The organism is Neobacillus sp. PS3-12 (assembly GCF_030915385.1).
Taxonomy (GTDB): Bacteria; Bacillota; Bacilli; order Bacillales; family Cytobacillaceae; genus JAEVLT01.
Genome location: NZ_CP133268.1, coordinates 4255333 through 4278796 on the forward strand (window position 1 = coordinate 4255333; position 23464 = coordinate 4278796).

The following is a 23464-nucleotide window of genomic DNA, read 5'->3' on the forward strand; positions in this document are numbered from 1 at the left end:
CCTTAGGGGCTCGCCAATCGGCGAGTTTTCTTTACTTCTTTGTCTTTTAAAATTGTATATACTATAGTAAAATGACTGTAGCCAGCGTGCATTGTAAAGGGGGAACGATTCATGTCCATTGAATTAAAAACGAAGCTAGGACAAATTGATATATCAAATGAAGTAATCGCCACCATTGCAGGAGGAGCAGCAATCGATTGCTATGGCATCGTCGGAATGGCCTCAAAAAGCCAAATAAAAGATGGCCTAACGGACATATTGCGTAGAGAAAATTTCACCAAAGGTGTTCTTGTACGTCAACAAAATGAAGAAGTACATATTGATATGTACATTATCGTTAGCTATGGAACAAAAATTTCAGAGGTTGCCCATAATGTGCAATCAAAAGTTAAATACACTCTTGATAAGACGGTTGGCCTCTCCGTTGATTCAGTAAATATTTTTGTTCAGGGAGTACGTGTTACCAATCCCTGATGAGGAGGAAGCTTTGTGTCAATTACAGCATTAGATGGAAGGCGCTTTGCCGAGATGGTGATTCAGGGTGCGAATCATCTATCAGCCAATGCCAAAATGGTAGACGCCTTAAACGTTTTTCCCGTTCCAGATGGGGATACGGGAACAAACATGAATTTATCAATAACCTCCGGAGCGAAAGAAGTTAAAACTAATATTCAAGAACATATAGGAAATGTGGGTATATCACTTTCAAAAGGTTTATTAATGGGTGCTCGCGGTAATTCAGGTGTTATTCTTTCTCAATTATTCCGAGGGTTTGCTAAATCCATTGAAGGTAAAGAGTCAATATCAGGCCGTGAATTTGCTCAAGCTCTTGAAGCCGGTGTTCAAACGGCCTATAAAGCTGTAATGAAACCAGTAGAAGGCACGATTTTGACTGTTGCCAAAGATGCAGCGAATAAAGCAATTGAGGCAGCCCAAAAAACGGACGATCTTGTAAAAATCATGGAAGAAGTCTTAGTAGAAGCAAAAGCTTCTCTTAAAAGAACCCCAGACTTGTTACCTGTCTTAAAAGAGGTAGGGGTTGTTGACAGCGGCGGTCAAGGACTTGTTTTGGTGTATGAGGGATTTTTGGCTGAATTAAAAGGAGAGAAACTCCCAACCTCACCTGAAAGTACTCCCTCGATGAATGAATTAGTAAATGCCCAACACCACAAAAGTGTGCAAAGCCATATCAATACAGAAGATATCGTTTTTGGTTATTGTACTGAATTTATGGTCAAGTTTGAACAAGATAAACTCACAAAGAATCCTTTTAAAGAAGAAAGATTTCGGAATGACTTAAGTGCTTTGGGGGATTCCTTGCTTGTTATTGCTGATGATGAGCTTGTTAAAGTGCATGTTCACTCTGAACAGCCAGGAACTGTTTTAAGTTATGGTCAGCGTTACGGAAGCCTCATTAATATTAAGATCGAAAATATGCGTCAGCAGCATACCAATATTGTTGGTGAATCGCATACACCGCTGGTTTCTGACAAACCGCAAACACAAAGCCAAATGCAGGAATATGGAATTGTTACCGTATCAATGGGCTCAGGAGTTGCAGATCTTTTCCGCAGTATTGGGGCACATGTAGTTATTGAAGGCGGCCAAACAATGAATCCAAGTACAGAGGATATTGTTAAAGCTATTAAAGCAGTGAATGCGAAAAAAGTCTTTATTCTGCCAAATAATAAAAATATTATCATGGCTGCAGAGCAGGCAAAGGATGTCAGTGAGGAGGAGGTATACGTCATTCCTTCTAAAACAGTCCCTCAAGGTCTGTCTGCACTCCTTGCTTTTAATCCTGATTCCGATGTAACAGCAAACGAAAAAGCTATGACTCAAGCTATGAGTCATGTAAAATCGGGCCAAATTACCTTCGCTGTCCGTGATACACATATCGATGGTTTAGACATCGAAAAGAATGACTTTATGGGCATTGCTGAAGGGAAAATTGTCGTTAAAGATAAAGAGAAACTTAAAGCAGCCGAAGGCCTGCTTGAGGAAATGCTTGATGACGATTCTGAAATCTTAACGATCATTTATGGAGAAGACGTAAGCGAAGAAGAGGTACAAACTTTAACAGACTATGTAGAAGAACATTACGGAGATGTTGAAGTAGAAGTACACGATGGCAAACAGCCATTATATTCATTTATCTTTTCAATTGAATAAATAAAAAGTTAAAATAGAAGGGGAGAAATTTATTCCCTTCTTTTTTACATGTTTACTAAAAAAAATTTATAGGGAGGGTTGGCGGCAGCACCGATTTAGAAAATCGAATCGGTGGACCGGTCAAATATCGTGAATGATAATCTAACACAAGCGGTTACGATATTAAAAGGGATCGGCGAAGAAACAGCCGAATCCCTTGCAGAAATGAAAATTCACACAGTAAATGATCTTTTAGAATATTTTCCTTATCGTTATGAAGACTACCGGCTTCGCGATTTAGCCGAGGTAAACCATGATGAAAGAGTGACGGTTGAAGGGAAGGTTCATAGTGAGCCTTCTCTTGTCTATTATGCGAAAAAAAAATCTAGATTAACAATTCGTCTCTTAGTTGGGCGCTATTTAATCCAAGTTGTTTTTTTTAATCAACCATATCTAAAACCGAAGTTAGCAATAAACGAAACAGTTACGGTAACGGGAAAATGGGATCAGCATCGGCAAACGATTACAGGCAACGAGCTAAATACAGGTCCGTGTAAAAAGGTAAAAGACTTCGAACCCGTGTACGCTCTAAAAGGTAAGATCACAATGAAAGGAATTCGCAAGTTTATTAATCTTGCATTCCACCAGTATGGACATCTCATTGAAGAAACGCTTCCTGAAGCCTTTGTGAAAAAATACCGTTTATTACATCGTAGAGATGCCTATCGGGCCATGCATTTTCCAATGGATCAAGAAGATGTGAAGCAGGCAAGACGAAGACTTGTTTATGAAGAGTTTCTCTTTTTTCAGTTAAAAATACAAGCGTTAAGAAAATTTGAGAGAGAACATTCTTTAGGCCTTGAGCAACATTATCAGCTGCCACAATTGAAGGGATTTATTGATTCCTTGCCATTTCCGCTTACAAATGCGCAAAAAAGAGTGGTGAATGAAATTTTAAAAGATTTAAAATCACCATATCGAATGAATCGCTTGCTCCAAGGTGATGTCGGCTCGGGGAAAACGGCTGTAGCGGCAATTGCCCTGTATGCCAGTGTAACAGCCGGGTTTCAAGGCGCATTGATGGTACCGACTGAAATATTAGCTGAACAGCATGCTGAGTCATTAAAGGAAATGTTAGATCCTTTTGGGGTAAGATGTGCTCTCTTGACCAGTTCGATAAAAGGAAAACACCGAAAAGAGTTATTATTACAGCTTGCCCAAGGTGAAATAGATGTTTTAATTGGAACGCATGCTTTGATTCAGGATGAGGTAACATTCGATAAACTTGGCTTAGTGATAACGGATGAACAACATCGGTTTGGAGTCGAACAACGCAGGGTTCTCCGTGAAAAGGGGGAAAATCCCGATGTGTTGTTTATGACGGCAACCCCAATCCCAAGGACACTGGCCATCACTGTTTTTGGGGAAATGGATGTATCGATTATTGATGAAATGCCTCAGGGCAGGAAAACCGTTGAAACGTATTGGGCCAAGCAGGATATGCTGGACCGAGTGCTTGGATTTGTAGAAAAAGAATTACGAAAAGGCCGCCAAGGTTATGTCATTTGTCCCTTGATTGAGGAGTCTGAAAAATTAGATGTCCAAAATGCGATTGATGTCCACAACACCTTAACACACTATTTTCAAAATCGCTACAAAGTAGGTCTCATGCATGGGCGCTTAAATGCTGGTGAAAAAGAAGCTGTTATGAATGAATTTAAAGCAAACGATCTGCAGGTGCTTGTGTCAACTACCGTTATTGAAGTTGGCGTAAACGTCCCGAATGCAACGATCATGGTGATTTATGATGCCGAGCGTTTTGGTCTTTCTCAGCTCCATCAGCTACGGGGAAGAGTTGGCCGTGGTGGTGAACAGTCTTACTGTATCCTCTTAGCTGATCCAAAATCAGATGTTGGGAAGGAAAGAATGAAAATAATGACCGAGACGGCGGATGGTTTTGTTCTAAGTGAAAAAGATTTAGAACTTCGCGGCCCTGGGGATTTTTTTGGAAGAAAACAAAGTGGTGTTCCTGAATTTAAAGTAGCTGACATGGTCCATGATTATAGGGCTCTGGAAACAGCAAGAAATGATGCTTCCTATCTAATAGAGTCAGAGGAGTTTTGGAAAGGGGAAGAATATATGCAACTTAGAAGGGAACTTGAAAAATCTGGAGTTTTGGCAGGAGAAAAGCTGGACTAAGAAAAGGGAAGCCCCCTTTTCTTAGAAACTAATAGTTGCAATCCGGCACCTCAAATTTTATACTACTATTAGTACCTAGTCATAAGATCTCGGACGGTGTTGGAAATGAGGATAAATAAGCGGGAACGGCAAAAATTATTAACTGCAACGATTAAAGAAAATCCATTTATTACAGATGAAGAATTAGCCGAAAAGTTCTCGGTTAGTGTGCAGACCATACGTCTTGACCGACTTGAATTGTCCATTCCAGGAATTGCGAGAACGTATTAAAAACGTGGCTGAAAAACGCTTTGAAGATGAAGTTCGTTCGCTTCCTCTTGAGGAAGTCATTGGGGAAATTATTGATATTAATTTAGATTATAATGCCATTTCAATTTTTGATGTCAAACAGGAACATGTTTTTAAAAGAAATTTGATTGCAAGGGGACACCACTTATTTGCTCAGGCAAATTCTTTGGCTGTTGCTGTCATAAACGATGAATTGGCTTTAACAGCGAAAGCGCATATCCAGTTTAAACGTTCTGTTAAAATAAACGAGCGAGTTGTTGCCAAAGCAAAGGTGCTAAAAATCGACCATGAAAGCGGTAGGACCTTTGTTGAAGTAAATAGCTTCGTAAATAATGAACCAGTTTTTACAGGTGAGTTTGAAATGTATCGCCAAAACATTGTAAAAGGATGAGGAACATGAAATTGGCAATCGATGCTATGGGCGGTGACAATGCACCAAAGGAAATAGTCCTTGGGGCAATGAAAGCCGTTGAAGCATTTTCAGATATACATATTACCCTCTACGGGGACAATCGGAAAATTGAGGAAACGTTAAAAGGTCATGAGCGGATTACGGTTGTCCATACTGACGAGGTGATTCTTGGAACAGACGAACCTGTACGTGCCGTTCGCCGTAAAAAAAATGCTTCTATGGTTCTTGCTGCTCAAGCTGTAGCAGACGGGCTAGCAGATGCGTGTATTTCCGCTGGCAATACAGGTGCACTAATGGCAGCAGGACTTTTTGTTATTGGTCGGATTGAAGGAATTGAACGTCCTGCTTTAACCCCCACCCTTCCAACAATAGGTGGAGAAGGATTTTTATTGTTGGATGTTGGAGCAAATGCTGATGCTAGACCTGAGCATTTACAGCAGTACGCCATTATGGGCTCCATCTACGCAGAAAAGGTAAGGGGGATTCGCAACCCGAGGGTTGGACTTTTAAATATTGGTACCGAAGAGAAAAAGGGAAATGATTTAACAAAGCAAGCCTTCTCATTGTTGAAAACGACTAATCTGAATTTTATCGGGAATGTTGAAGCAAGAGATTTGCTTGATGGGGTTGCGGATGTCGTTGTTACTGACGGGTTTACAGGAAACATGGTATTAAAAACGATTGAAGGCACTGCGCTGTCCGTTTTTAAAATGGTTAAGACAGCACTGACCAGCAGTTTAAAAAATAAACTGGCAGCCGCCGTTCTAAAACCTGAATTGACTGGGTTGAAAAATAAGATGGATTACTCCGAATATGGAGGTGCTGGCCTTTTTGGTATAAAAGCTCCTGTTATTAAAGCACATGGTTCATCCGATGCCAAGGCAATTTTTAGTGCTATTCGCCAAGCCAGAGTTATGGTTGAAAGTAATGTAACTGAACTAGTTAAAAGCTCAATTGAAGAGATAAAACAATCATGATAAAGAGGTGTTGAAATGGGTAAAATTGCATTTGTTTTTCCGGGACAGGGCTCCCAAGTAGTTGGAATGGGACAAAGTCTAGCTGAGAAACATCCGAATGTAAAAGCGATCTTCGAAAATGCTGATAAAAAGTTAAATGTAGACTTAAGCAAGCTTATTTTTGCGGGGCCTCAAGAAGAACTAACCTTAACATACAATGCACAACCAGCATTGCTAACCACAAGTATCGCCGTTTTAGAATATTTCCGTGAGTTTGGGATCCAGGCTGATTATGTCGCAGGACACAGTCTCGGCGAGTATACCGCACTTGTAGCAGCGGGTGCTCTTACCTTTGAAGAAGGTGTCTATCTTGTTCGTAAGCGCGGGGAGTTTATGGAAAGCGCCGTTCCAAATGGCGAGGGTACGATGGCTGCTGTCCTTGGGCTTGACAGGGACCGTCTGGCTGAGGTAACAAATTCAGTAACTGAAGAAGGTTTTCCTGTTCAGCTTGCCAACCTAAATTGTCCTGGACAAATTGTCATCTCCGGAACAACAAAGGGTGTTGAATTGGCTGGAGCTAAAGCAAAAGAAGCAGGTGCTAAAAGAGTGCTGCCACTAGTTGTCAGCGGACCATTTCATTCTTCGTTAATGAAGCCCGCTGCAGGCCAGCTAAAAGAAGAACTCGATCAAATGGATATGAAAGACGCAAATATTCCTGTCATTGCTAATGTTACGGCTGAACCGATTTCCGCAGCCAGTGAAATCAAAGAAAAGCTTATTGAGCAGCTTTATTCCCCTGTTTTATGGGAGGATTCCGTTGCCAAAATGCTTGAGCTAGGTGTGGATACGTTTATTGAAATTGGTCCAGGCAAGGTTCTATCCGGATTAGTGAAAAAGATTAGCAAGAATACCAAAACGTATTCTGTTTCCGATGAAGAAAGTGCTTTAGCCGTAATTGAAGCATTAAAGGAGGAGAACCAATGAATTTAGAAGGTAAAGCAGCCCTTGTTACGGGAGCATCTAGAGGGATCGGCAGAGAAATTGCGCTTGAGCTTGCTCGAAATGGGGCAAACGTTGCGGTGAATTTTTCCGGCAGTGAAGCAAAAGCAAATGAAGTAGTCGATGAAATAAAAAAATTAGGTAAAGATGCCTTTGCGATTAAGTGTGATGTTTCAAATTCTGAAGAAGTTGCCACAATGGTAAAAGAAACAATTGACCGCTTTGGTAAGCTTGATATTCTTGTCAATAATGCTGGAATTACCAGAGATAATTTATTAATGAGAATGAAGGAAGACGAGTGGGATGATGTGATCAATATCAACCTTAAAGGAGTTTTCCTCTGTACAAAAGCTGTCTCAAGACAAATGATGAAACAGCGTAATGGACGCATCATCAATATTGCTTCGATTGTAGGCGCCATGGGTAATGCGGGCCAGGCTAATTATGTTGCCGCCAAAGCTGGCATCATCGGCTTAACCAAAACAACAGCTAAAGAGCTTGCATCAAGAAATATTACGGTTAATGCAATTGCACCAGGCTTCATTTCAACCGACATGACCGACAAATTATCAGAAGATGTAAAAGTTGAAATGTTAAAGCAGATTCCATTAGCTCGTTTGGGTGAGCCGAAGGATATTGCCAAAATGACTGTGTTTCTTGCTTCAGATGATAGTTCATATGTCACTGGGCAAACGCTTCATATCAATGGCGGCATGTATATGTAAAGTCTATGTGTTTTTTTAACCCTGTTGATTGGAGCGGAGGGCACTCGACTCCTGCGGGATCAAGAGGCCACTGGAGACCCCACAGGCGCTAAAGCGCCGAGGAGGCTCCAGGACCTCCCTGCGGAAAGCGAGTGCCCGGAGCGGAAATCAACAGAATTTGTAAAAGGGAAATTTATAACTTTTTCACACTAACCATTTTATTTTTTCGTGATATACTCTATAATAGCTTGAGGGGAGGTGAACAAGCATGACAGATGTATTAGAACGTGTAACAAAGATCATTATTGACCGTTTAGGTGTAGAGGAATCAAAGATAACTCTTGAAGCTTCCTTTAAGGATGATCTTGGTGCGGATTCCCTTGATGTTGTTGAACTAGTAATGGAATTGGAAGATGAGTTCGATATGGAAATTTCTGACGATGATGCTGAAAAGATCGCTACAGTGGGTGACGCTGTTAATTACATAAATAGCAAGAAGTAATCGTTGGGTTTCTTGAGTCAAAGCTCCGTTTTCAAACGGGGCTTTCTTCTATATTTGGCGCATTTTAGGATTAAAACCTAAAATTGCACCATTTTTTTAAAACTACCTTTGCGTTTTAAAGGCAGTTTTTTTAAACTAATAATGGTGCGTAAATTAGTTGCTTAATGCGCAAAAACGGAAAGGAAAACGATATAACGATATGAATATGAACCGCGCAAAAGAAAATCCATTTAAAGAAATGCAAAAAAACATTGGCTTCTTTTTCGCTGATGAGAAATTATTAAAACAAGCTTTTACTCATTCATCCTATGTGAATGAGCATCGCAGAAAGCCTTATGAGGATAATGAGAGGCTCGAATTTTTAGGGGATGCTGTACTGGAACTGACTGTTTCAAAATTTCTTTTTAAAAAATACCCTCATATGAGCGAGGGAGAACTAACCAAATTAAGGGCAGCGATCGTTTGTGAACCGTCCCTTGTAGAGTTTGCCAATGAACTAGACTTTGGTAAATTAATCCTATTGGGAAAAGGAGAAGAATTAACAGGCGGCAGGGAACGTCCTGCACTCCTCGCCGATGTCTTTGAAGCCTTCGTTGGAGCTCTTTACTTAGACAAAGGAATTGATACAGTCATTGAATTTCTTGAAAAAGTAGTATTTCCAAAAATAAATGCTGGTGCTTTTTCTCATGTGATGGATTTTAAAAGTCAATTACAGGAGTTAGTACAAAGGGATGGGACAGGCGTGATTGAATATCGGGTTCTTCATGAAAAAGGCCCTGCCCATAACCGTGAATTTGTTTCCCGGGTCTCCCTTAAAGGAGAAGAATTGGGAATTGGAACTGGCAAGTCAAAAAAAGAAGCAGAGCAGCATGCTGCGCAGGAAGCATTAGCAAAGTTAAAGGAAAAAAACCGACCTGTAACGTGACCAGCTTAGGGAGGAACTAGAATGTATTTAAAACGGTTAGATGTTATAGGGTTTAAATCCTTTGCCGAGCGGATTGGAGTCGATTTTGTCCGCGGTGTAACAGCTGTCGTTGGCCCAAATGGAAGTGGAAAAAGTAATATTACGGATGCGATTCGCTGGGTCCTGGGAGAGCAGTCGGCCAAGTCTTTAAGAGGTACAAAGATGGAAGATATTATCTTTGCCGGCAGTGATTCGAGAAAGCCTCTTAATTTCGCAGAAGTTACGCTTACGCTTGATAATGAGGAACAAGGATTAGCGATTGATTATAATGAGGTAAGTGTCACCAGAAGAGTATTCCGATCCGGTGAAAGTGAGTTTTTCATCAATAAACAAGCATGCAGGCTTAAAGATATTATTGAATTATTTATGGATTCAGGCCTTGGCAGGGAAGCATTTTCGATCATTAGCCAAGGAAAAGTGGAAGAAATCTTAAACAGCAAAGCAGAAGACCGCAGAACGATTTTTGAAGAGGCTGCAGGTGTTTTAAAATATAAAAATCGTAAGAAAAAGGCTGAAGTAAAGCTATTTGAAACACAGGAAAATCTAAATCGTGTTTATGACATTTTGCACGAATTAGAAAGTCAGGTAGAACCACTAAAGATTCAGGCATCGATTGCGAAAGACTTTTTAGAGAAAAAAGAAGAACTCGAAAAGATTGAAGTTGCGTTAACTGTTTATGAAATTGAAGATCTTCATCAAAAGTGGGACCAGCTTTCAAAACAATTGGATGAACACAAAACAGATGAAATAAAGCTTTCAGCAGAACTTCAAAAACGTGAAGCAAAAATTGAAGAAGCAAGGGACCATCTTAGTGCCTTGGATGAGTCGATCAATGATTTGCAGAATGTTCTCCTTCATGCGAGTGAAGAGCTTGAAAAACTCGAGGGACGGAAGGAAGTATTAAAAGAGCGCAAGAAAAACGCTTCCCAAAATATAGGCCAGCTTCAAAAAAATATTCAGGAATTAACAGACAAGGTCGCCTTGCTCAGTGAACAGCGGGTGGCCCAAACTGATACAGTAAAAACGTTAAGTGAACAAGCGCATGACCTTCAATCCCGTTTAAAGGAAAAACAAGGAAAACTGCATTTATTCACCGAAAACATTGAGGAAAAAATCGAAGCTTTAAAAAGTGAATATATTGAGCTATTAAATGATCAGGCTGGTGCTAAGAATGAGCGTAAATACATCGATCAGCAGCTGGAGCAACAGGAACGAAGAAATGAAAGATTAGATGAAGAAAATAGTAAATTTATTACTAGCAGACAAACAGCTGAGTCGAAAAAAAGTTCAATTCAATCATCATTAGAACAAGTTCAGCAAAGCTTACAGGATCAAGTTGTTATGTTCCGTGAGATGGAGCATAAACTTGAAAAGTTAAAAAATAATTATCAAAAGCAAGAAAAGACTTTGTACCAGGCCTATCAATTTCTCCAACAATCAAAGTCACGAAAAGAAATGCTTGAGGAAATGGAGGAAGACTACTCTGGATTCTTTCAGGGTGTTAAGGAAATCTTAAAGGCCCGCGACAACAAACTTCAGGGAATTGAGGGAGCGGTTGCTGAGTTAGTACAAGTTCCAAAGGAGTTTGAAACAGCGATTGAGACTGCATTAGGGGCTTCATTGCAGCACATTGTCGTCGATACTGAACAAAACGCCCGCAGTGCAATCCAATATTTAAAACAACATTCTTTCGGGCGAGCAACATTCCTGCCATTAACAGTCATTAAAGGAAGAACACTATCCACATCGCAATTACTTTCTATTCAAGATCATCCTGCGTATGTCGGAACCGCTGTGGGCCTGGTGAAGTTTGACCAAAGATATCAAGAGGTGATGAATAATCTCCTCGGAAACGTTGTCATTACCAAGGACTTAAAAGGCGCAAACGAATTAGCAAAAATTCTTCAATACCGCAGCCGTATCGTGACACTTGATGGTGATGTGGTGAATCCTGGAGGATCGATGACCGGTGGGGCCGTTAAACAAAAATCATCGTCTCTGTTGACAAGGAAAGGCGAGCTTGATGATTTAAAAGCAAAAATTGCTGATATGGAAATAAAAACGGCAAAACAAGAATCATTAGTTAAGGAATTAAAAGCAGATATTCAGACTCAGGAACAACAGCTTGAATCCCTTAGAAAAGGCGGCGAAGAGCTGCGAATTCAGGAACAAGCATTAAAAGGTGATCATAGGGAAGCAGAGCTTGAAGAGAAAAATGTAAATGAACGCCTTGCCATGTACGATCTTGAAAAACAGCAGTTTACTGAAGAACACCAACGATTAACAGAAAGAAAAGCTGAATTGGAAAAAGAACTTGCCAATTTCCAGGTGCAAATTGCCGAACTTGACCGTTTGATTGCCGAAATGACGCAGCAAAAAACAAATGACTTAACGTCGAAAGAAACATTGACAACTGAAATCAATGATTTGAAAGTAGAGTTTGCTGCCAAAAATGAGCAGTTTATGAATACAAAAGAACGGTTATCGAGTTTGGAAGACGATCTTGAGGATAGCAGTCAAAGACTTGCTGTTTTTAAAGAGGACCTTGAACTTCTTACTTCAGAAATGACAAACAGTTCCTCGGGAGAAGAACAGCTTGAAACGGCGGCAAAGCAAAAACAGCAGGATAAGGAAGAAACAATTAAACTGATTTCACAAAGAAGGCAAGAGCGTCTAGAGCTGCAGACGTCACTTGAAGATCTTGAGCTTGAGGCGAAGGAATTAAAACGCCGTCATAAAGGAATGGTCGAGGTCTTAAAGGATGAAGAAGTGAAGATCAATCGCTTAGATGTCGAGCTTGAAAATCGGCTTGCCCACCTAAGAGAGGAATATTTATTAACCTTTGATGGTGCAAAGGAGCAATATCCACTCACGATTCCAGTTGAAGAAGCACGCAAAAAAGTAAAGCTAATAAAATTAGCGATCGAAGAACTTGGGAACGTGAACCTCGGCGCTATTGAGGAATATGAACGTGTCTCGGAAAGATATGAGTTTCTGCATGAACAAAAGGATGACCTCCAGGAAGCAAAGGATACCCTCTTTAAGGTAATCGATGAAATGGATACGGAAATGAAAAAACGCTTTGAGAGTTCCTTCTCCGAAATTCGTTCCCATTTTGAACCGGTTTTCCGTGCCCTTTTTGGCGGCGGCCGTGCAGATTTAAAATTAACGCAGCCAGATGATCTTCTAAACACTGGGGTTGAAATTGTCGCACAGCCTCCTGGGAAAAAACTGCAAAACTTAGGTCTGTTATCAGGCGGTGAGCGTGCTTTAACTGCAATTGCCCTGTTATTTTCAATCTTGAAGGTCCGTCCAGTGCCGTTCTGTATATTAGATGAAGTTGAAGCAGCCCTCGATGAAGCTAATGTATTCCGTTTTAGTCAATATTTGAAGCGGTATAGTGAGGAAACCCAGTTTATCGTTATTACCCATCGTAAAGGTACAATGGAAGAAGCCGACGTCTTATACGGGGTGACAATGCAGGAATCAGGTGTCTCCAAACTCGTATCCGTTCGATTAGAAAATATGAAAGAGTACGTTGAGTCGTAAAAATTTGGCTGTGTTAAAGGTCATTATTGTTTTATTAACATGTTGATTGGAGCGAAGCACCTGGAGCGCAAATCAATCCAAGTTAACACAGTCGCACATATATAAAAAGGATGTGACCGTATGAGCTTTTTTAAAAAATTAAAAGAGAAAATTACCAAACAGACTGATACTGTAACTGAAAAATTTAAAGAAGGCTTAGCAAAAACACGAAATAGTTTTTCAGGAAAAATGAATGACCTTGTAGCTAGATATCGGAAAGTAGATGAGGAATTTTTCGAAGAACTGGAAGAAATCTTAATTTCTGCTGACGTCGGCTTTGAAACCGTAATGAAGCTAATTGATGAACTGAAGCTGGAAGTAAAACGCCAAAATATCCAGGATCCAAAAGAAGTCCAAAGTGTCATATCTGAAAAGCTCGTCGATATTTACAATGGAGCCGAAGAACAATCAGCAGAGATAAATATCCAAGAAAATGGCATGACGGTTATCCTATTTGTTGGAGTTAATGGCGTTGGAAAAACAACAACAATCGGAAAACTTGCTCACAAATATAAGTCTGAAGGTAAATCTGTCCTATTAGCAGCAGGAGATACCTTCCGCGCAGGTGCTATCGAACAGCTTGAGGTTTGGGGCGAACGTGTTGGAGTGGGGGTCATTAAGCAAGGAGAAGGATCTGACCCGGCTGCCGTCATGTATGACGCCATTCAAGCTGCAAAATCAAGAGGGGTAGATATCCTTATCTGTGATACAGCAGGCCGCCTTCAAAACAAGGTTAATTTAATGAAAGAGCTTGAAAAAGTTAAGCGGGTAATTGAAAGGGAAGTTTCTGGCGCTCCTCATGAGGTGCTCCTTGTCCTTGATGCAACCACTGGACAAAATGCCTTAATCCAGGCGAAGACCTTTAAGGAAGCTACAAATGTCACTGGAATTGTCCTCTCCAAACTTGACGGAACAGCAAAAGGCGGGATCGTGCTAGCGATTCGGAATGAACTTAACATTCCCGTAAAATTCGTCGGTCTTGGTGAAAAAATGGATGACCTGCAAGAATTCGATGCGGAAAAATACGTATATGGATTATTTGCTGATCAAGTTGAAAAAGCAGTAGAGTAATCTTGTGTAATGAAGGACAAAACTTCGGATGAAAACGAGGAAACTGTCCTTCATCGTTTTCATAAAGCGTACTTTTATCTCTATTACACTATCAATCTAAAAGGGTCAGATATTCCAAGAATACCCTATCTTGACAGATATACGCCTACTGTGTAGACTTACACTTGTAAAGGTTTTTCACTTAACAAGGAGGGATAGGCATGCTAGAAAAAACAACGAGAATGAACTATCTTTACGATTTTTACAATTCGTTGTTAACCCCAAAGCAGCAAAGCTATATGTCTCTCTATTATTTAGACGATTACTCACTCGGTGAAATTGCAGATGAGTATGATATTAGTCGTCAAGCTGTATATGACAATATCAAGCGGACTGAAGCAATGCTCGAGGAGTATGAGGAAAAACTGGGTTTGCTTCAAAAATTTCAAGAACGTTGTAAGCTTTTTAGACAATTAAAAGAGTTGCTCAATGAAAATTCCCCTTCAAAGCAGGCGATTTTAGAAACTGTTGCCGAGCTTGAGAAATTAGATTAGGAGGCGGCATAGATGGCATTTGAAGGTTTAGCCGACCGTCTGCAAAATACAATCAATAAGATTCGCGGAAAAGGGAAGGTCAACGAAGCGGATGTAAAAGAGATGATGAGGGAAGTCCGCCTTGCTCTTTTAGAAGCCGACGTTAACTTTAAGGTTGTCAAAGACTTCGTTAAAAAGGTAAGTGAACGTGCTGTAGGGCAAGAGGTATTAAAAAGTCTTACCCCCGGTCAGCAGGTCATCAAGGTTGTTCAAGAAGAATTAACCGCATTGATGGGTGGAGAACAAAGCAAAATTGCTGTTTCCAACAGACCTCCAACCGTTATAATGATGGTTGGCTTACAGGGTGCCGGTAAAACAACAACAACTGGTAAGCTTGCCAACCTGCTAAGGAAAAAGTATAATCGGAATCCTATGCTTGTAGCAGCGGATATTTACCGTCCCGCAGCGATTAAACAGCTTGAAACGCTTGGAAAGCAGCTTAGTATGCCAGTATTCTCGTTGGGCGACCAAGTCAGCCCAGTTGAGATTGCCAAGCAAGCTATTGAAAAAGCAAAGGAAGAACATCATGATTATGTCCTTATTGATACAGCAGGACGACTTCATATTGATGAAGCTTTAATGAATGAGCTTAAGGAAATCAAAGAGCTGACAAAGCCTGATGAAATCTTCCTTGTGGTTGATGCCATGACGGGACAAGATGCAGTCAATGTGGCTCAAAGCTTCAACGAATTGCTTGGCTTAACGGGTGTTATTCTTACAAAGCTTGATGGTGATACTCGTGGTGGTGCTGCGCTTTCTGTTCGGGCTGTCACAAATACACCAATCAAATTTGTCGGGCTTGGGGAAAAAATGGATGCGATTGAGCCATTCCACCCTGAGAGGATGGCCTCCAGGATCCTTGGCATGGGTGACGTGCTTACACTGATTGAAAAAGCACAAGCCAATGTCGATGAGGAAAAGGCCAAAGAGCTTGAACAAAAAATGCGGACAATGAGCTTTACATTGGATGATTTTTTGGAACAACTTGGTCAGGTTCGTAAACTTGGACCGCTTGATGAACTTTTAAAAATGATGCCTGGTGCAAATAAAATTAAGGGCTTAAACAATATTCAAGTGGATGAAAAGCAAATCGGACATGTTGAAGCCATTATTCGCTCAATGACAATGGCGGAGAAGGAACATCCTGAAATCATTAATGCAAACCGTAAAAAAAGGATTGCCAAGGGGAGCGGACGTACTGTTCCCGAGGTGAACCGTTTATTAAAACAATTTGAAGATATGAAACGAATGATGAAGCAATTCTCAGGCATGCAGCAAAAGGGCAAGAAAAAAGGCGGCCTTGGCGGGATGAAATTCCCTTTTAAACCGTTCTAAATTTCGATGTAAAGAAAAAACACTTTACAAACATGATACTTTTCTGGTATCATTCTATCTTGTGAGACTATTCGGAGGTGCTTATTTAAAATGGCAGTTAAAATTCGTTTAAAACGTATGGGAGCTAAAAAGACTCCTTTCTATCGTATTGTAGTAGCAGATTCTCGTTCACCACGTGATGGACGTTTCATTGAGACAGTTGGAACATACAATCCAGTTGCACAACCTGCATTATTGGATATCAATGAAGAATTGGCACTTAAATGGTTACAAGATGGTGCAAAACCATCTGATACTGTTCGTAACTTATTCTCTAGCCAAGGCATCATGGAAAAATTCCATAACGCTAAATTAAGCAAGTAAGTTAACGATGATGAAAGAATTAATTGAGACAATTGTAAAGCCGCTTGTCGATTTTCCAGAAGACGTTCATGTCGCTGAGGTCGAAGATGACCAACGTGTAACCTATCGGCTTTCTGTTAACAGAGCTGATATGGGAAAAGTGATTGGCAAGCAAGGGCGCGTTGCAAAGGCGATCAGAACGGTTGTTTATGCAGCAGGATCATCTCAACAGAGGAAGATTTTTTTAGAAATTAGTGAATAACTTTTGCAACTAAGACAAAAGGGAGGGGTTAAACCCTCTCTTTTTGTTATAGTAATAACAAAGTGACGAAGTTCAAAAAAATCGAAATCAGGAGGTATTACAGTGAAAATACTCCAAACAGTTGTGGTGAAGCAAATATTAACAGAAAATAGCAAGCAAAAATTACTATATAAATACATGGAAAGAAAGCTTCAACTCCAAAAAGAAAGTGATCAGCTCCATTTTGAATTGAAGCGTCTGGAAAAAACGAAAAAGTTTCAAATGCATGGCTTGAAAACTCACTTCGAAAAGGAAATCCAAAAACGGGAAGAAAAGCAAAAGCTCCTTGAGTTTCAAATTGAGCAATTACATATGCTACCCTTAGGCAGCGAATTAAAAGAAAAAGAAGTTCAAGCCTTGATTGACATAAATGTGGGTGACAACTGGGAAGAAAGGCTGGGACAGCCAGCCATTATCATAAAGGATGGAATTATAACGGAGATACGCTAGAGGTGATATAGTTATGGAAAAATGGTTCAATGTAGGGAAAATAGTCAATACCCAAGGAATCAAAGGTGAGGTACGAGTCATATCGACTACTGATTTTCCAGAAGAAAGATATAAAAAAGGAAATGTTCTATTTCTCTTTTTGCCAAACAATGAAACACCCGTCCAACTTACGATCAAAAGTCACCGTAAGCATAAGAATTTTGATTTACTCTTGTTTGAAGGGTACGAAAATATTAACGAAGTTGAAAAGTTTCGTGATGGAATTATTAAGGTGCCAGAATCCCAACTTGGAGAGCTTGACGAAGGCGAGTTTTATTTTCATGAAATCATCGGCTGTCTTGTTTTTACCAAACTCGGAGAAGAAGTTGGAAAGGTTACGGAAATCTTAACACCTGGTGCGAACGATGTCTGGGTTGTAAAAGGGAAAAAAGGCAAAGAGGTTTTAATCCCATATATTGATGATGTCGTTAAAAAAGTAGATTTAAAAGAAAAAATTATTTTGATTGATCCAATGGAAGGGTTACTTTCATGATGAGAGTTGACATTCTTACCCTTTTCCCAGAAATGTTTTCGGGTGTATTAGGACATTCGATTTTACAAAGGGCGGAAGAAAAAAAGGCAGTAAGTTACCGTGTTACCAATTTTCGTGAATTTGCCGATAATAAGCACAAAACAGTCGATGACTACCCATATGGGGGCGGGGCTGGAATGGTTTTGAAGCCACAGCCTATTTTTGATGCTGTAGCGAGCCTAACCGAGCAGACAAACGAGGCTAACCCCCGAATCATTTTACTTTGTCCGCAAGGGGAGCGATATACGCAAAAAAAAGCAGAAGAATTGGCCGAAGAAAAGCACCTGATCTTTATTTGCGGCCATTATGAAGGCTACGATGAAAGAATTCGGACCCATCTTGTAACCGATGAAATCTCGATTGGAGACTATGTCCTAACCGGTGGAGAACTGGGGGCAATGGTGGTCATTGACAGCGTTGTCAGACTTCTTCCTGAGGTTTTAGGTAAAGAAGAATCCCACCAGCAGGATTCGTTCAGTACAGGGCTCCTAGAGCATCCACATTATACAAGACCGGCTGATTTTCGAGGAATGAAGGTTCCAGATACACTGATGTCGGGAAACCATAAATTAATCGAAGAATGGCGGACAAAAGAATCATTAAGACGAACACTAGAACGCAGACCGGATTTACTCGAAAGTGTTGAACTAACCAAAGAACAAATGAAATGGCTTGAAGAAATAAAAAAAGAAATAAAGTAATATTGCAGGAAAACAATATTTATGTTATGATACATCTTGTGACTTAAGCCGAAAGCTTATGTTTGATAACGATGTTCCGCTGCACAGGGAATGAATAATCTGCAAGAGCATCTGTTGGAAGGAGTTGAAAACGATGCATAAAATTATCGAAGAAATCACAAAAGAACAACTTCGCACTGATCTTCCTGCTTTCCGTCCTGGAGATACTGTACGTGTACACGTAAAAGTTATCGAGGGAACTCGCGAGCGTATTCAGTTGTTTGAAGGTGTTGTGATTAAGCGTCGTGGTGGTGGTATTAGCGAAACTTTTACAGTTCGTAAAGTTTCCTATGGAGTAGGCGTTGAGCGTACTTTCCCTGTAAACACACCAAAAATTGCGAAGCTTGAAGTTATTCGCCGCGGTAAAGTCCGCCGTGCTAAACTTTACTATCTACGTAATCTACGTGGTAAGAAAGCTCGTATTAAAGAAATCCGATAATCATAAAAGAAAAGAGCTTGCTCTGCAAGCTCTTTTTTCATACATATCTATTTATTTGTAACGTTTTTTTAAACATTTAATTAAAGTTTGATTAAAAAATTAGCCCCATCGTGTTTAATAGGACAATGTTTATGTAAAATAAGGTGATGAATACATTTTTATTTGGGATTGGTGGGAACGTGAATGGCAAAAAAGAAAAATGAACTTTGGGAATGGATAAAGGCGTTATTAATTGCTGTAATTCTCGCAGCAGTAATTCGTTACTTTTTATTTGCACCGATTGTTGTCGATGGGCTGTCAATGATGCCTACGTTGCACGATCAAGATCGAATGATTGTCAATAAACTAAGTTATGAAATTGGTTCACCCCACCGATTTGATATTATTGTTTTCCATGCACCTGAAGGTAAAGATTATATTAAAAGGGTAATTGGACTTCCAGGAGATCGGATTGAGTATAAAAACGATACATTGTATGTTAATGGGAAAGCCTATAAAGAACCATATCTGGATGAATACAAAAAACAGCTGGTGGATGGTCCATTAACAGATCCGTTTACTCTTAAAGAGAAAATTAGCCGAAGCACCGTTCCAAAAGGCGAATTGTTTGTAATGGGTGATAATCGCCGTTTCAGTAAAGACAGCCGTCATATTGGAACCATTCCATTAAGTAAAGTCGTTGGAAAAACAAGCATTGTATATTGGCCATTAAAAGATGCACATATTGTAAAAGAAAGATTTTAAAGGCAGTAAAGAGGTGGTAGTTTGACGATCCAATGGTTTCCGGGCCATATGGCAAAGGCGCGGAGAGAAGTCACGGAAAAGTTAAAACTTATTGATATTATTTTTGAATTGGTGGACGCAAGAATTCCGTATTCTTCCAGAAACCCAATGATTGATGAAATTATTCAGCATAAACCAAGACTGGTGTTATTAAATAAAGCGGATATGGCTGATAAAGAGCGCACGAAAGAATGGATCAAGTATTTTTCGGAAAAGGACGTAAAAGCACTGGCTATTAACGCCCAAGCTGGCGAAGGACTGCGTGAAATCGTCCAAGCCTCACATCAAATCCTTAAAGAGAAGTTTGACAGATTAAAAGCAAAAGGTGTGAAGAATCCAAGAGCCATACGTGCCATGATTGTCGGTATTCCAAACGTCGGGAAGTCAACACTAATCAACAGGCTGGCAAAGAGAAATATTGCCAGAACTGGCAATACACCTGGGGTGACAAAAGCACAGCAATGGATTAAAGTAGGAAAAGAGCTAGAGCTGCTGGATACACCAGGAATTCTTTGGCCAAAATTTGAAGATCAGGATGTCGGTATGAAACTGGCTGTGACTGGGGCGATCAAAGATACCCTTTTGAATCTGCAAGATCTTGCCGTCTTCTCATTACGATTCTTGGAAGAAGCATACCCGCAGCGTTTAAAAGAACGTTTTCAGCTTGAGGAAGTTCCCGATGACCTGGTTGAGCTTTTTGACCATATCGGCAAACTAAGGGGCTGTATCATGAGCGGCGGGCTGATTGATTACGATAAAACGGCGGAATTAATCGTAAGGGAAATTCGCTCTGAAAAATTTGGACCGATTACATTTGATATTCCTGAACACGTATCTTCTATAAGTGAAGCAGAACAACAATAAATAGCTCTCCGAATGGAGAGCTTTATTTTTTTTAGCTAATAGGAAAATAAGGTGATGTATTTTGGGAAAAGAGACTATTGGACAAATTGAAGAACGATTATCTTTCATTAAGGATGAGACAGACCCATATTTAGTGGAGCTTGAAAATGACGAGAGAAAAGGTGTACGTATCCTCATTGATAAGTGGAAAAGACAGACGCAGGCTAAACGGCTTTTAAAAGAAAAGTTTGCTGAAATGTGTACATATGAGAAGAAATACAGAGCCCAAGGCTTTCAATTGATTGCAGGGGTGGATGAAGTAGGCCGCGGACCCTTGGCAGGACCTGTTGTCACAGCAGCAGTCATCCTTCCTGAGGACTTTTACTTAGAAGGAATTGATGATTCCAAAAAGCTTACGGAAAAAAGGCGCGAGGAATACAATGAAATTATTAAAAAAGAAGCACTCTCGATTGGAATATCGATGATTTCCGCAACAATTATTGATGAGATTAATATTTATGAAGCAACCAAAAAGGCAATGAAAGAAGCCATTTCTAAATTAACGCCAAAGCCGGATTTTATTTTAATTGATGCTATGAAATTGGAGCTCCCCTTTGCATCTGATTCAATTATAAAAGGTGATGCCAAAAGTATCTCCATTGCGGCGGCATCGATTGTCGCAAAAGTAGCCAGAGATCATTTGATGAAGGATCTAGCCAAAACTTATCCTCAATATGGCTTTGAGCAAAATATGGGGTATGGGACGAAAGAACATATTAATGCTATCCATACATATGGCATTACCCCATATCACCGAAAAAGCTTTGCACCTATTAAGGATATGCTGACGACGGTTTAAATAGGGGGCCTCACATGGATCCGTTAAGCTTTTTGAAATCGATTATAAAAACTGAACAATCTTCTCAACTTGAGCCATTGAAATTACGGGAGGGTCAAATCATTAATGGAAAAGTGATCCGCTTTCTTCCTAATGACATGTCTGTGGTTCAAATTGGCTCACAAAAATTAATCGCAAAATTAGAAGCATCGCTCGAAGCCAACCAGCAATATTGGTTTGAAGTTCAAACAGACCTAGGGAAGGTCCATTTAAAACTTTTAAAGGGAAACACTAAACAGATACCAAAAGAAGCTGTAGAGGACCCGAGAAGTCTTAATAAAGCTCAGGATGGGGGAATCGAGCAGTTCTATTCCCAGATTCCCATCCAGTTAGAACAAGAGAAAACGGAAATTTCGATTCAATGGAATGGTAGAAAAAAAGAAAATGGAAAAATTGATCCTGACAATTGTCGAATTCTTTTTTTTGTTGAATTAAAGAATATGGGTGAAATATTTGTCGATATACGATTTCAAAATCGGAATGTCAAAATATCTATGCTCAATAAAAAACAAGGATTGGAGCAGATTGCCCAACCACTCATTTTATTATTGCAGGATAATTTAAATAGGCTAAATTTTAACCTGACTTCTTTTTCTGTAGACCTACCCCCATCCGAAAAATCAATGAAATCCTTCTTGAAAAAACCTCCTACGAATGGGGTTTTCGAACATTATCAAGGGACGGGAGTAGATGTACGGATATGAATGGAATAAATGGTAATTCAAGGAAAAAGGCGGTTGCATTATCCTATGATTCTGATGCATCTGATGCCCCTGTTGTTACAGCCAAGGGGATGGGTGAAACAGCTGATAAGATTATTGAAGCAGCAAATAAACATCACATTCCGATTCAGGAAGACTCGACGCTTGTAAATTTATTAGGAAAATTAGACGTTAATGAAAAAATTCCTCAAGAATTGTATCAAGCTGTTGCAGAGGTATTTTCGTTTATTTATAAGTTGGATATAAAAGTAGAAAAATAGGGAAAAATCGCAGTAAAATCACCGTTTTCAGCAGGGGTTTTTTGTTGGAATTTGACGAGAAAAAAGTATGTTAATCTACTATTCTTGATATTTGAATTCATATAAAATTTTGCATATTGGTAGACAAGCTATTGTCATATTATATACAATGAAAGCGCAGTCTATAAATGAATGAGCTTTTTTAGGAGGGTGAGTAATGAATATCCATGAATATCAAGGAAAAGAAATCCTTAGACAATATGGAGTTGTAGTACCAAATGGGAAGGTAGCATTTACTGTCGAAGAAGCGGTAGAAGCTGCAAAAGAGTTAGGAACACAGGTTTGTGTCGTAAAAGCGCAAATTCACGCAGGTGGACGTGGAAAAGCTGGTGGCGTAAAGGTAGCTAAAAATCTGGATGAGGTGCGTACATACGCAAGTGAAATTCTTGGTAAGACATTGGTTACACATCAAACAGGTCCAGAAGGAAAAGAAGTAAAACGGTTATTAATTGAAGAAGGCTGCGACATTAAAAAAGAATATTATGTCGGGTTAGTATTGGACCGCTCAACTTCACGTGTTGTTCTTATGGCTTCTGAAGAAGGCGGAACAGAAATTGAAGAAGTTGCCGCAAATACACCAGAGAAAATTTTCAAAGAGGAAATTGATCCGGTATTAGGTTTAATGCCTTATCAGGCTCGCCGAATTGCGTTTGCAATCAATATTCCTAAAGAATTAATCAATAAAGCAGTCGCATTCATGATGGGTCTTTATCAGGCATACATCGAAAAAGATTGCTCCATCGCTGAAATTAACCCATTAGTGGTGACTGGTGATGGAAATGTAATGGCCTTGGATGCCAAATTAAACTTTGACTCAAATGCACTTTATCGTCAAAAAGACGTTGTGGCATATCGTGATCTTGAAGAAGAGGATCCAAAAGAATTTGAAGCATCTAAATATGATTTAAGCTATATTGCTCTAGATGGAAACATCGGCTGTATGGTAAATGGTGCCGGCCTTGCTATGGCAACGATGGATATCGTTAAGCATTACGGCGGCGATCCCGCTAACTTCCTTGATGTTGGGGGCGGTGCTACTGCTGAAAAGGTTACAGAAGCATTCAAAATTATCCTTTCTGATCCAAACGTAAAAGGTATTTTCGTTAATATCTTCGGTGGAATCATGAAGTGTGATGTTATTGCTGACGGTGTAGTTGAAGCAGCTAAACAAGTTGGACTTTCTATTCCGCTGGTTGTTCGTTTAGAAGGAACGAATGTTGACTTAGGAAAGAAAATTCTTCGTGAATCAGGACTTGATATTACTGCTGCTGAATCCATGGCAGACGGAGCACAAAAAATCGTTTCATTAGTGAAATAGGATAGAAAGGGGAATTA

At 39.9% G+C, this 23464-nt stretch carries 24 protein-coding genes and 1 pseudogene; all 25 read left to right on the forward strand.

The window, feature by feature from the left end; all coding sequences use genetic code 11:
- Window positions 1-111: 111 nt before the first annotated feature.
- The 25 genes and pseudogenes from RCG17_RS21505 (at window position 112) to sucC (ending at window position 23447) form a co-directional block, all read left to right on the forward strand.
- Window positions 112-474, forward strand: coding sequence for an Asp23/Gls24 family envelope stress response protein (locus tag RCG17_RS21505; RefSeq protein ID WP_308172104.1), 363 nt, complete (start codon window positions 112-114; stop codon window positions 472-474).
- 15 nt (window positions 475-489) lie between these two features.
- Window positions 490-2172, forward strand: coding sequence for a DAK2 domain-containing protein (locus RCG17_RS21510; RefSeq protein ID WP_308172105.1), 1683 nt, complete (start codon window positions 490-492; stop codon window positions 2170-2172).
- Between the two features lie 129 nt (window positions 2173-2301).
- Complete coding sequence (gene recG, locus RCG17_RS21515) at window positions 2302-4350, forward strand: ATP-dependent DNA helicase RecG (protein ID WP_308172106.1); 2049 nt, start codon at window positions 2302-2304, stop codon at window positions 4348-4350.
- Window positions 4351-4455: 105 nt separating this feature from the next.
- Window positions 4456-5029, forward strand: a pseudogene (gene fapR / locus RCG17_RS21520) (transcription factor FapR).
- 5 nt (window positions 5030-5034) lie between these two features.
- Entirely contained in the window at window positions 5035-6027 is a 993-nt protein-coding gene (gene plsX, locus RCG17_RS21525) for a phosphate acyltransferase PlsX (RefSeq protein ID WP_308172107.1), read from the forward strand.
- A gap of 15 nt (window positions 6028-6042) precedes the next feature.
- Window positions 6043-6990, forward strand: a complete 948-nt coding sequence (gene fabD / locus RCG17_RS21530; RefSeq protein WP_308172108.1) for an ACP S-malonyltransferase — start codon at window positions 6043-6045, stop codon at window positions 6988-6990.
- Window positions 6987-7730 (forward strand): 3-oxoacyl-[acyl-carrier-protein] reductase, encoded by a 744-nt coding sequence (fabG, locus tag RCG17_RS21535; protein WP_308172109.1) that lies wholly within the window; start codon window positions 6987-6989, stop codon window positions 7728-7730. The genes fabD and fabG overlap by 4 nt, the downstream gene beginning before the upstream one ends.
- A gap of 247 nt (window positions 7731-7977) precedes the next feature.
- Window positions 7978-8211, forward strand: a complete 234-nt coding sequence (locus tag RCG17_RS21540; protein WP_308172110.1) for an acyl carrier protein — start codon at window positions 7978-7980, stop codon at window positions 8209-8211.
- A 205-nt stretch (window positions 8212-8416) separates the two neighbouring features.
- Entirely contained in the window at window positions 8417-9136 is a 720-nt protein-coding gene (gene rnc / locus RCG17_RS21545) for a ribonuclease III (protein WP_374120975.1), read from the forward strand.
- A gap of 21 nt (window positions 9137-9157) precedes the next feature.
- Complete coding sequence (gene smc / locus RCG17_RS21550; protein ID WP_308172111.1) at window positions 9158-12724, forward strand: chromosome segregation protein SMC; 3567 nt, start codon at window positions 9158-9160, stop codon at window positions 12722-12724.
- A 120-nt stretch (window positions 12725-12844) separates the two neighbouring features.
- A complete protein-coding gene (gene ftsY, locus RCG17_RS21555; RefSeq protein WP_308172112.1) occupies window positions 12845-13834 on the forward strand; it encodes a signal recognition particle-docking protein FtsY in 990 nt (329 codons plus the stop codon).
- Between the two features lie 200 nt (window positions 13835-14034).
- The gene (locus RCG17_RS21560; protein ID WP_308172113.1) at window positions 14035-14367 is read left to right on the forward strand and encodes a putative DNA-binding protein; all 333 of its coding nucleotides are present in this window, start codon (window positions 14035-14037) and stop codon (window positions 14365-14367) included.
- Between the two features lie 12 nt (window positions 14368-14379).
- Entirely contained in the window at window positions 14380-15741 is a 1362-nt protein-coding gene (ffh, locus tag RCG17_RS21565) for a signal recognition particle protein (RefSeq protein WP_308172114.1), read from the forward strand.
- A 90-nt stretch (window positions 15742-15831) separates the two neighbouring features.
- The gene (gene rpsP, locus RCG17_RS21570; protein ID WP_308172115.1) at window positions 15832-16104 is read left to right on the forward strand and encodes a 30S ribosomal protein S16; all 273 of its coding nucleotides are present in this window, start codon (window positions 15832-15834) and stop codon (window positions 16102-16104) included.
- A 10-nt stretch (window positions 16105-16114) separates the two neighbouring features.
- Window positions 16115-16345 (forward strand): KH domain-containing protein, encoded by a 231-nt coding sequence (locus tag RCG17_RS21575; protein WP_308175911.1) that lies wholly within the window; start codon window positions 16115-16117, stop codon window positions 16343-16345.
- A 102-nt stretch (window positions 16346-16447) separates the two neighbouring features.
- A complete protein-coding gene (locus RCG17_RS21580) occupies window positions 16448-16834 on the forward strand; it encodes a YlqD family protein (protein WP_308172116.1) in 387 nt (128 codons plus the stop codon).
- A 13-nt stretch (window positions 16835-16847) separates the two neighbouring features.
- Window positions 16848-17366 carry a ribosome maturation factor RimM gene (rimM, locus tag RCG17_RS21585; RefSeq protein ID WP_308172117.1) on the forward strand — a complete coding sequence of 173 codons (519 nt, stop codon included), beginning with the start codon at window positions 16848-16850 and terminating at the stop codon, window positions 17364-17366.
- Window positions 17366-18106 carry a tRNA (guanosine(37)-N1)-methyltransferase TrmD gene (trmD, locus tag RCG17_RS21590; protein ID WP_308175912.1) on the forward strand — a complete coding sequence of 247 codons (741 nt, stop codon included), beginning with the start codon at window positions 17366-17368 and terminating at the stop codon, window positions 18104-18106. The genes rimM and trmD overlap by 1 nt, the downstream gene beginning before the upstream one ends.
- A 133-nt stretch (window positions 18107-18239) precedes the next feature.
- Entirely contained in the window at window positions 18240-18584 is a 345-nt protein-coding gene (gene rplS, locus RCG17_RS21595; protein ID WP_308172118.1) for a 50S ribosomal protein L19, read from the forward strand.
- Between the two features lie 183 nt (window positions 18585-18767).
- On the forward strand, window positions 18768-19328 hold the full coding sequence (lepB, locus tag RCG17_RS21600; RefSeq protein ID WP_308172119.1) for a signal peptidase I: 561 nt from the start codon (window positions 18768-18770) through the stop codon (window positions 19326-19328).
- 21 nt (window positions 19329-19349) lie between these two features.
- Complete coding sequence (ylqF, locus tag RCG17_RS21605) at window positions 19350-20231, forward strand: ribosome biogenesis GTPase YlqF (RefSeq protein WP_308172120.1); 882 nt, start codon at window positions 19350-19352, stop codon at window positions 20229-20231.
- A gap of 61 nt (window positions 20232-20292) precedes the next feature.
- Entirely contained in the window at window positions 20293-21069 is a 777-nt protein-coding gene (locus RCG17_RS21610; RefSeq protein WP_308172121.1) for a ribonuclease HII, read from the forward strand.
- A gap of 14 nt (window positions 21070-21083) precedes the next feature.
- Window positions 21084-21812 (forward strand): hypothetical protein, encoded by a 729-nt coding sequence (locus RCG17_RS21615; RefSeq protein ID WP_308172122.1) that lies wholly within the window; start codon window positions 21084-21086, stop codon window positions 21810-21812.
- Window positions 21809-22090, forward strand: a complete 282-nt coding sequence (locus RCG17_RS21620) for an EscU/YscU/HrcU family type III secretion system export apparatus switch protein (RefSeq protein ID WP_308172123.1) — start codon at window positions 21809-21811, stop codon at window positions 22088-22090. The genes RCG17_RS21615 and RCG17_RS21620 overlap by 4 nt, the downstream gene beginning before the upstream one ends.
- A gap of 196 nt (window positions 22091-22286) precedes the next feature.
- Window positions 22287-23447: an ADP-forming succinate--CoA ligase subunit beta gene (sucC, locus tag RCG17_RS21625; protein ID WP_308172124.1), complete on the forward strand. Its 1161-nt coding sequence runs from the start codon at window positions 22287-22289 to the stop codon at window positions 23445-23447.
- Window positions 23448-23464: the final 17 nt, after the last annotated feature.

What these genes read in the sequence shown, in the direction of transcription:
- RCG17_RS21505 (WP_308172104.1), top strand. Translation starts at nt 112, where the DNA reads ATGTCCATTGAATTAAAAACGAAGCTAGGACAAATTGATATATCAAAT.
- plsX (WP_308172107.1), top strand. Translation starts at nt 5,035, where the DNA reads ATGAAATTGGCAATCGATGCTATGGGCGGTGACAATGCACCAAAGGAA.
- fabD (WP_308172108.1), top strand. Translation starts at nt 6,043, where the DNA reads ATGGGTAAAATTGCATTTGTTTTTCCGGGACAGGGCTCCCAAGTAGTT.
- fabG (WP_308172109.1), top strand. Translation starts at nt 6,987, where the DNA reads ATGAATTTAGAAGGTAAAGCAGCCCTTGTTACGGGAGCATCTAGAGGG.
- RCG17_RS21540 (WP_308172110.1), top strand. Translation starts at nt 7,978, where the DNA reads ATGACAGATGTATTAGAACGTGTAACAAAGATCATTATTGACCGTTTA.
- rnc (WP_374120975.1), top strand. Translation starts at nt 8,417, where the DNA reads ATGAACCGCGCAAAAGAAAATCCATTTAAAGAAATGCAAAAAAACATT.
- smc (WP_308172111.1), top strand. Translation starts at nt 9,158, where the DNA reads ATGTATTTAAAACGGTTAGATGTTATAGGGTTTAAATCCTTTGCCGAG.
- ftsY (WP_308172112.1), top strand. Translation starts at nt 12,845, where the DNA reads ATGAGCTTTTTTAAAAAATTAAAAGAGAAAATTACCAAACAGACTGAT.
- RCG17_RS21560 (WP_308172113.1), top strand. Translation starts at nt 14,035, where the DNA reads ATGCTAGAAAAAACAACGAGAATGAACTATCTTTACGATTTTTACAAT.
- ffh (WP_308172114.1), top strand. Translation starts at nt 14,380, where the DNA reads ATGGCATTTGAAGGTTTAGCCGACCGTCTGCAAAATACAATCAATAAG.
- rpsP (WP_308172115.1), top strand. Translation starts at nt 15,832, where the DNA reads ATGGCAGTTAAAATTCGTTTAAAACGTATGGGAGCTAAAAAGACTCCT.
- RCG17_RS21575 (WP_308175911.1), top strand. Translation starts at nt 16,115, where the DNA reads ATGAAAGAATTAATTGAGACAATTGTAAAGCCGCTTGTCGATTTTCCA.
- rimM (WP_308172117.1), top strand. Translation starts at nt 16,848, where the DNA reads ATGGAAAAATGGTTCAATGTAGGGAAAATAGTCAATACCCAAGGAATC.
- trmD (WP_308175912.1), top strand. Translation starts at nt 17,366, where the DNA reads ATGAGAGTTGACATTCTTACCCTTTTCCCAGAAATGTTTTCGGGTGTA.
- rplS (WP_308172118.1), top strand. Translation starts at nt 18,240, where the DNA reads ATGCATAAAATTATCGAAGAAATCACAAAAGAACAACTTCGCACTGAT.
- lepB (WP_308172119.1), top strand. Translation starts at nt 18,768, where the DNA reads ATGGCAAAAAAGAAAAATGAACTTTGGGAATGGATAAAGGCGTTATTA.
- RCG17_RS21615 (WP_308172122.1), top strand. Translation starts at nt 21,084, where the DNA reads ATGGATCCGTTAAGCTTTTTGAAATCGATTATAAAAACTGAACAATCT.
- RCG17_RS21620 (WP_308172123.1), top strand. Translation starts at nt 21,809, where the DNA reads ATGAATGGAATAAATGGTAATTCAAGGAAAAAGGCGGTTGCATTATCC.
- sucC (WP_308172124.1), top strand. Translation starts at nt 22,287, where the DNA reads ATGAATATCCATGAATATCAAGGAAAAGAAATCCTTAGACAATATGGA.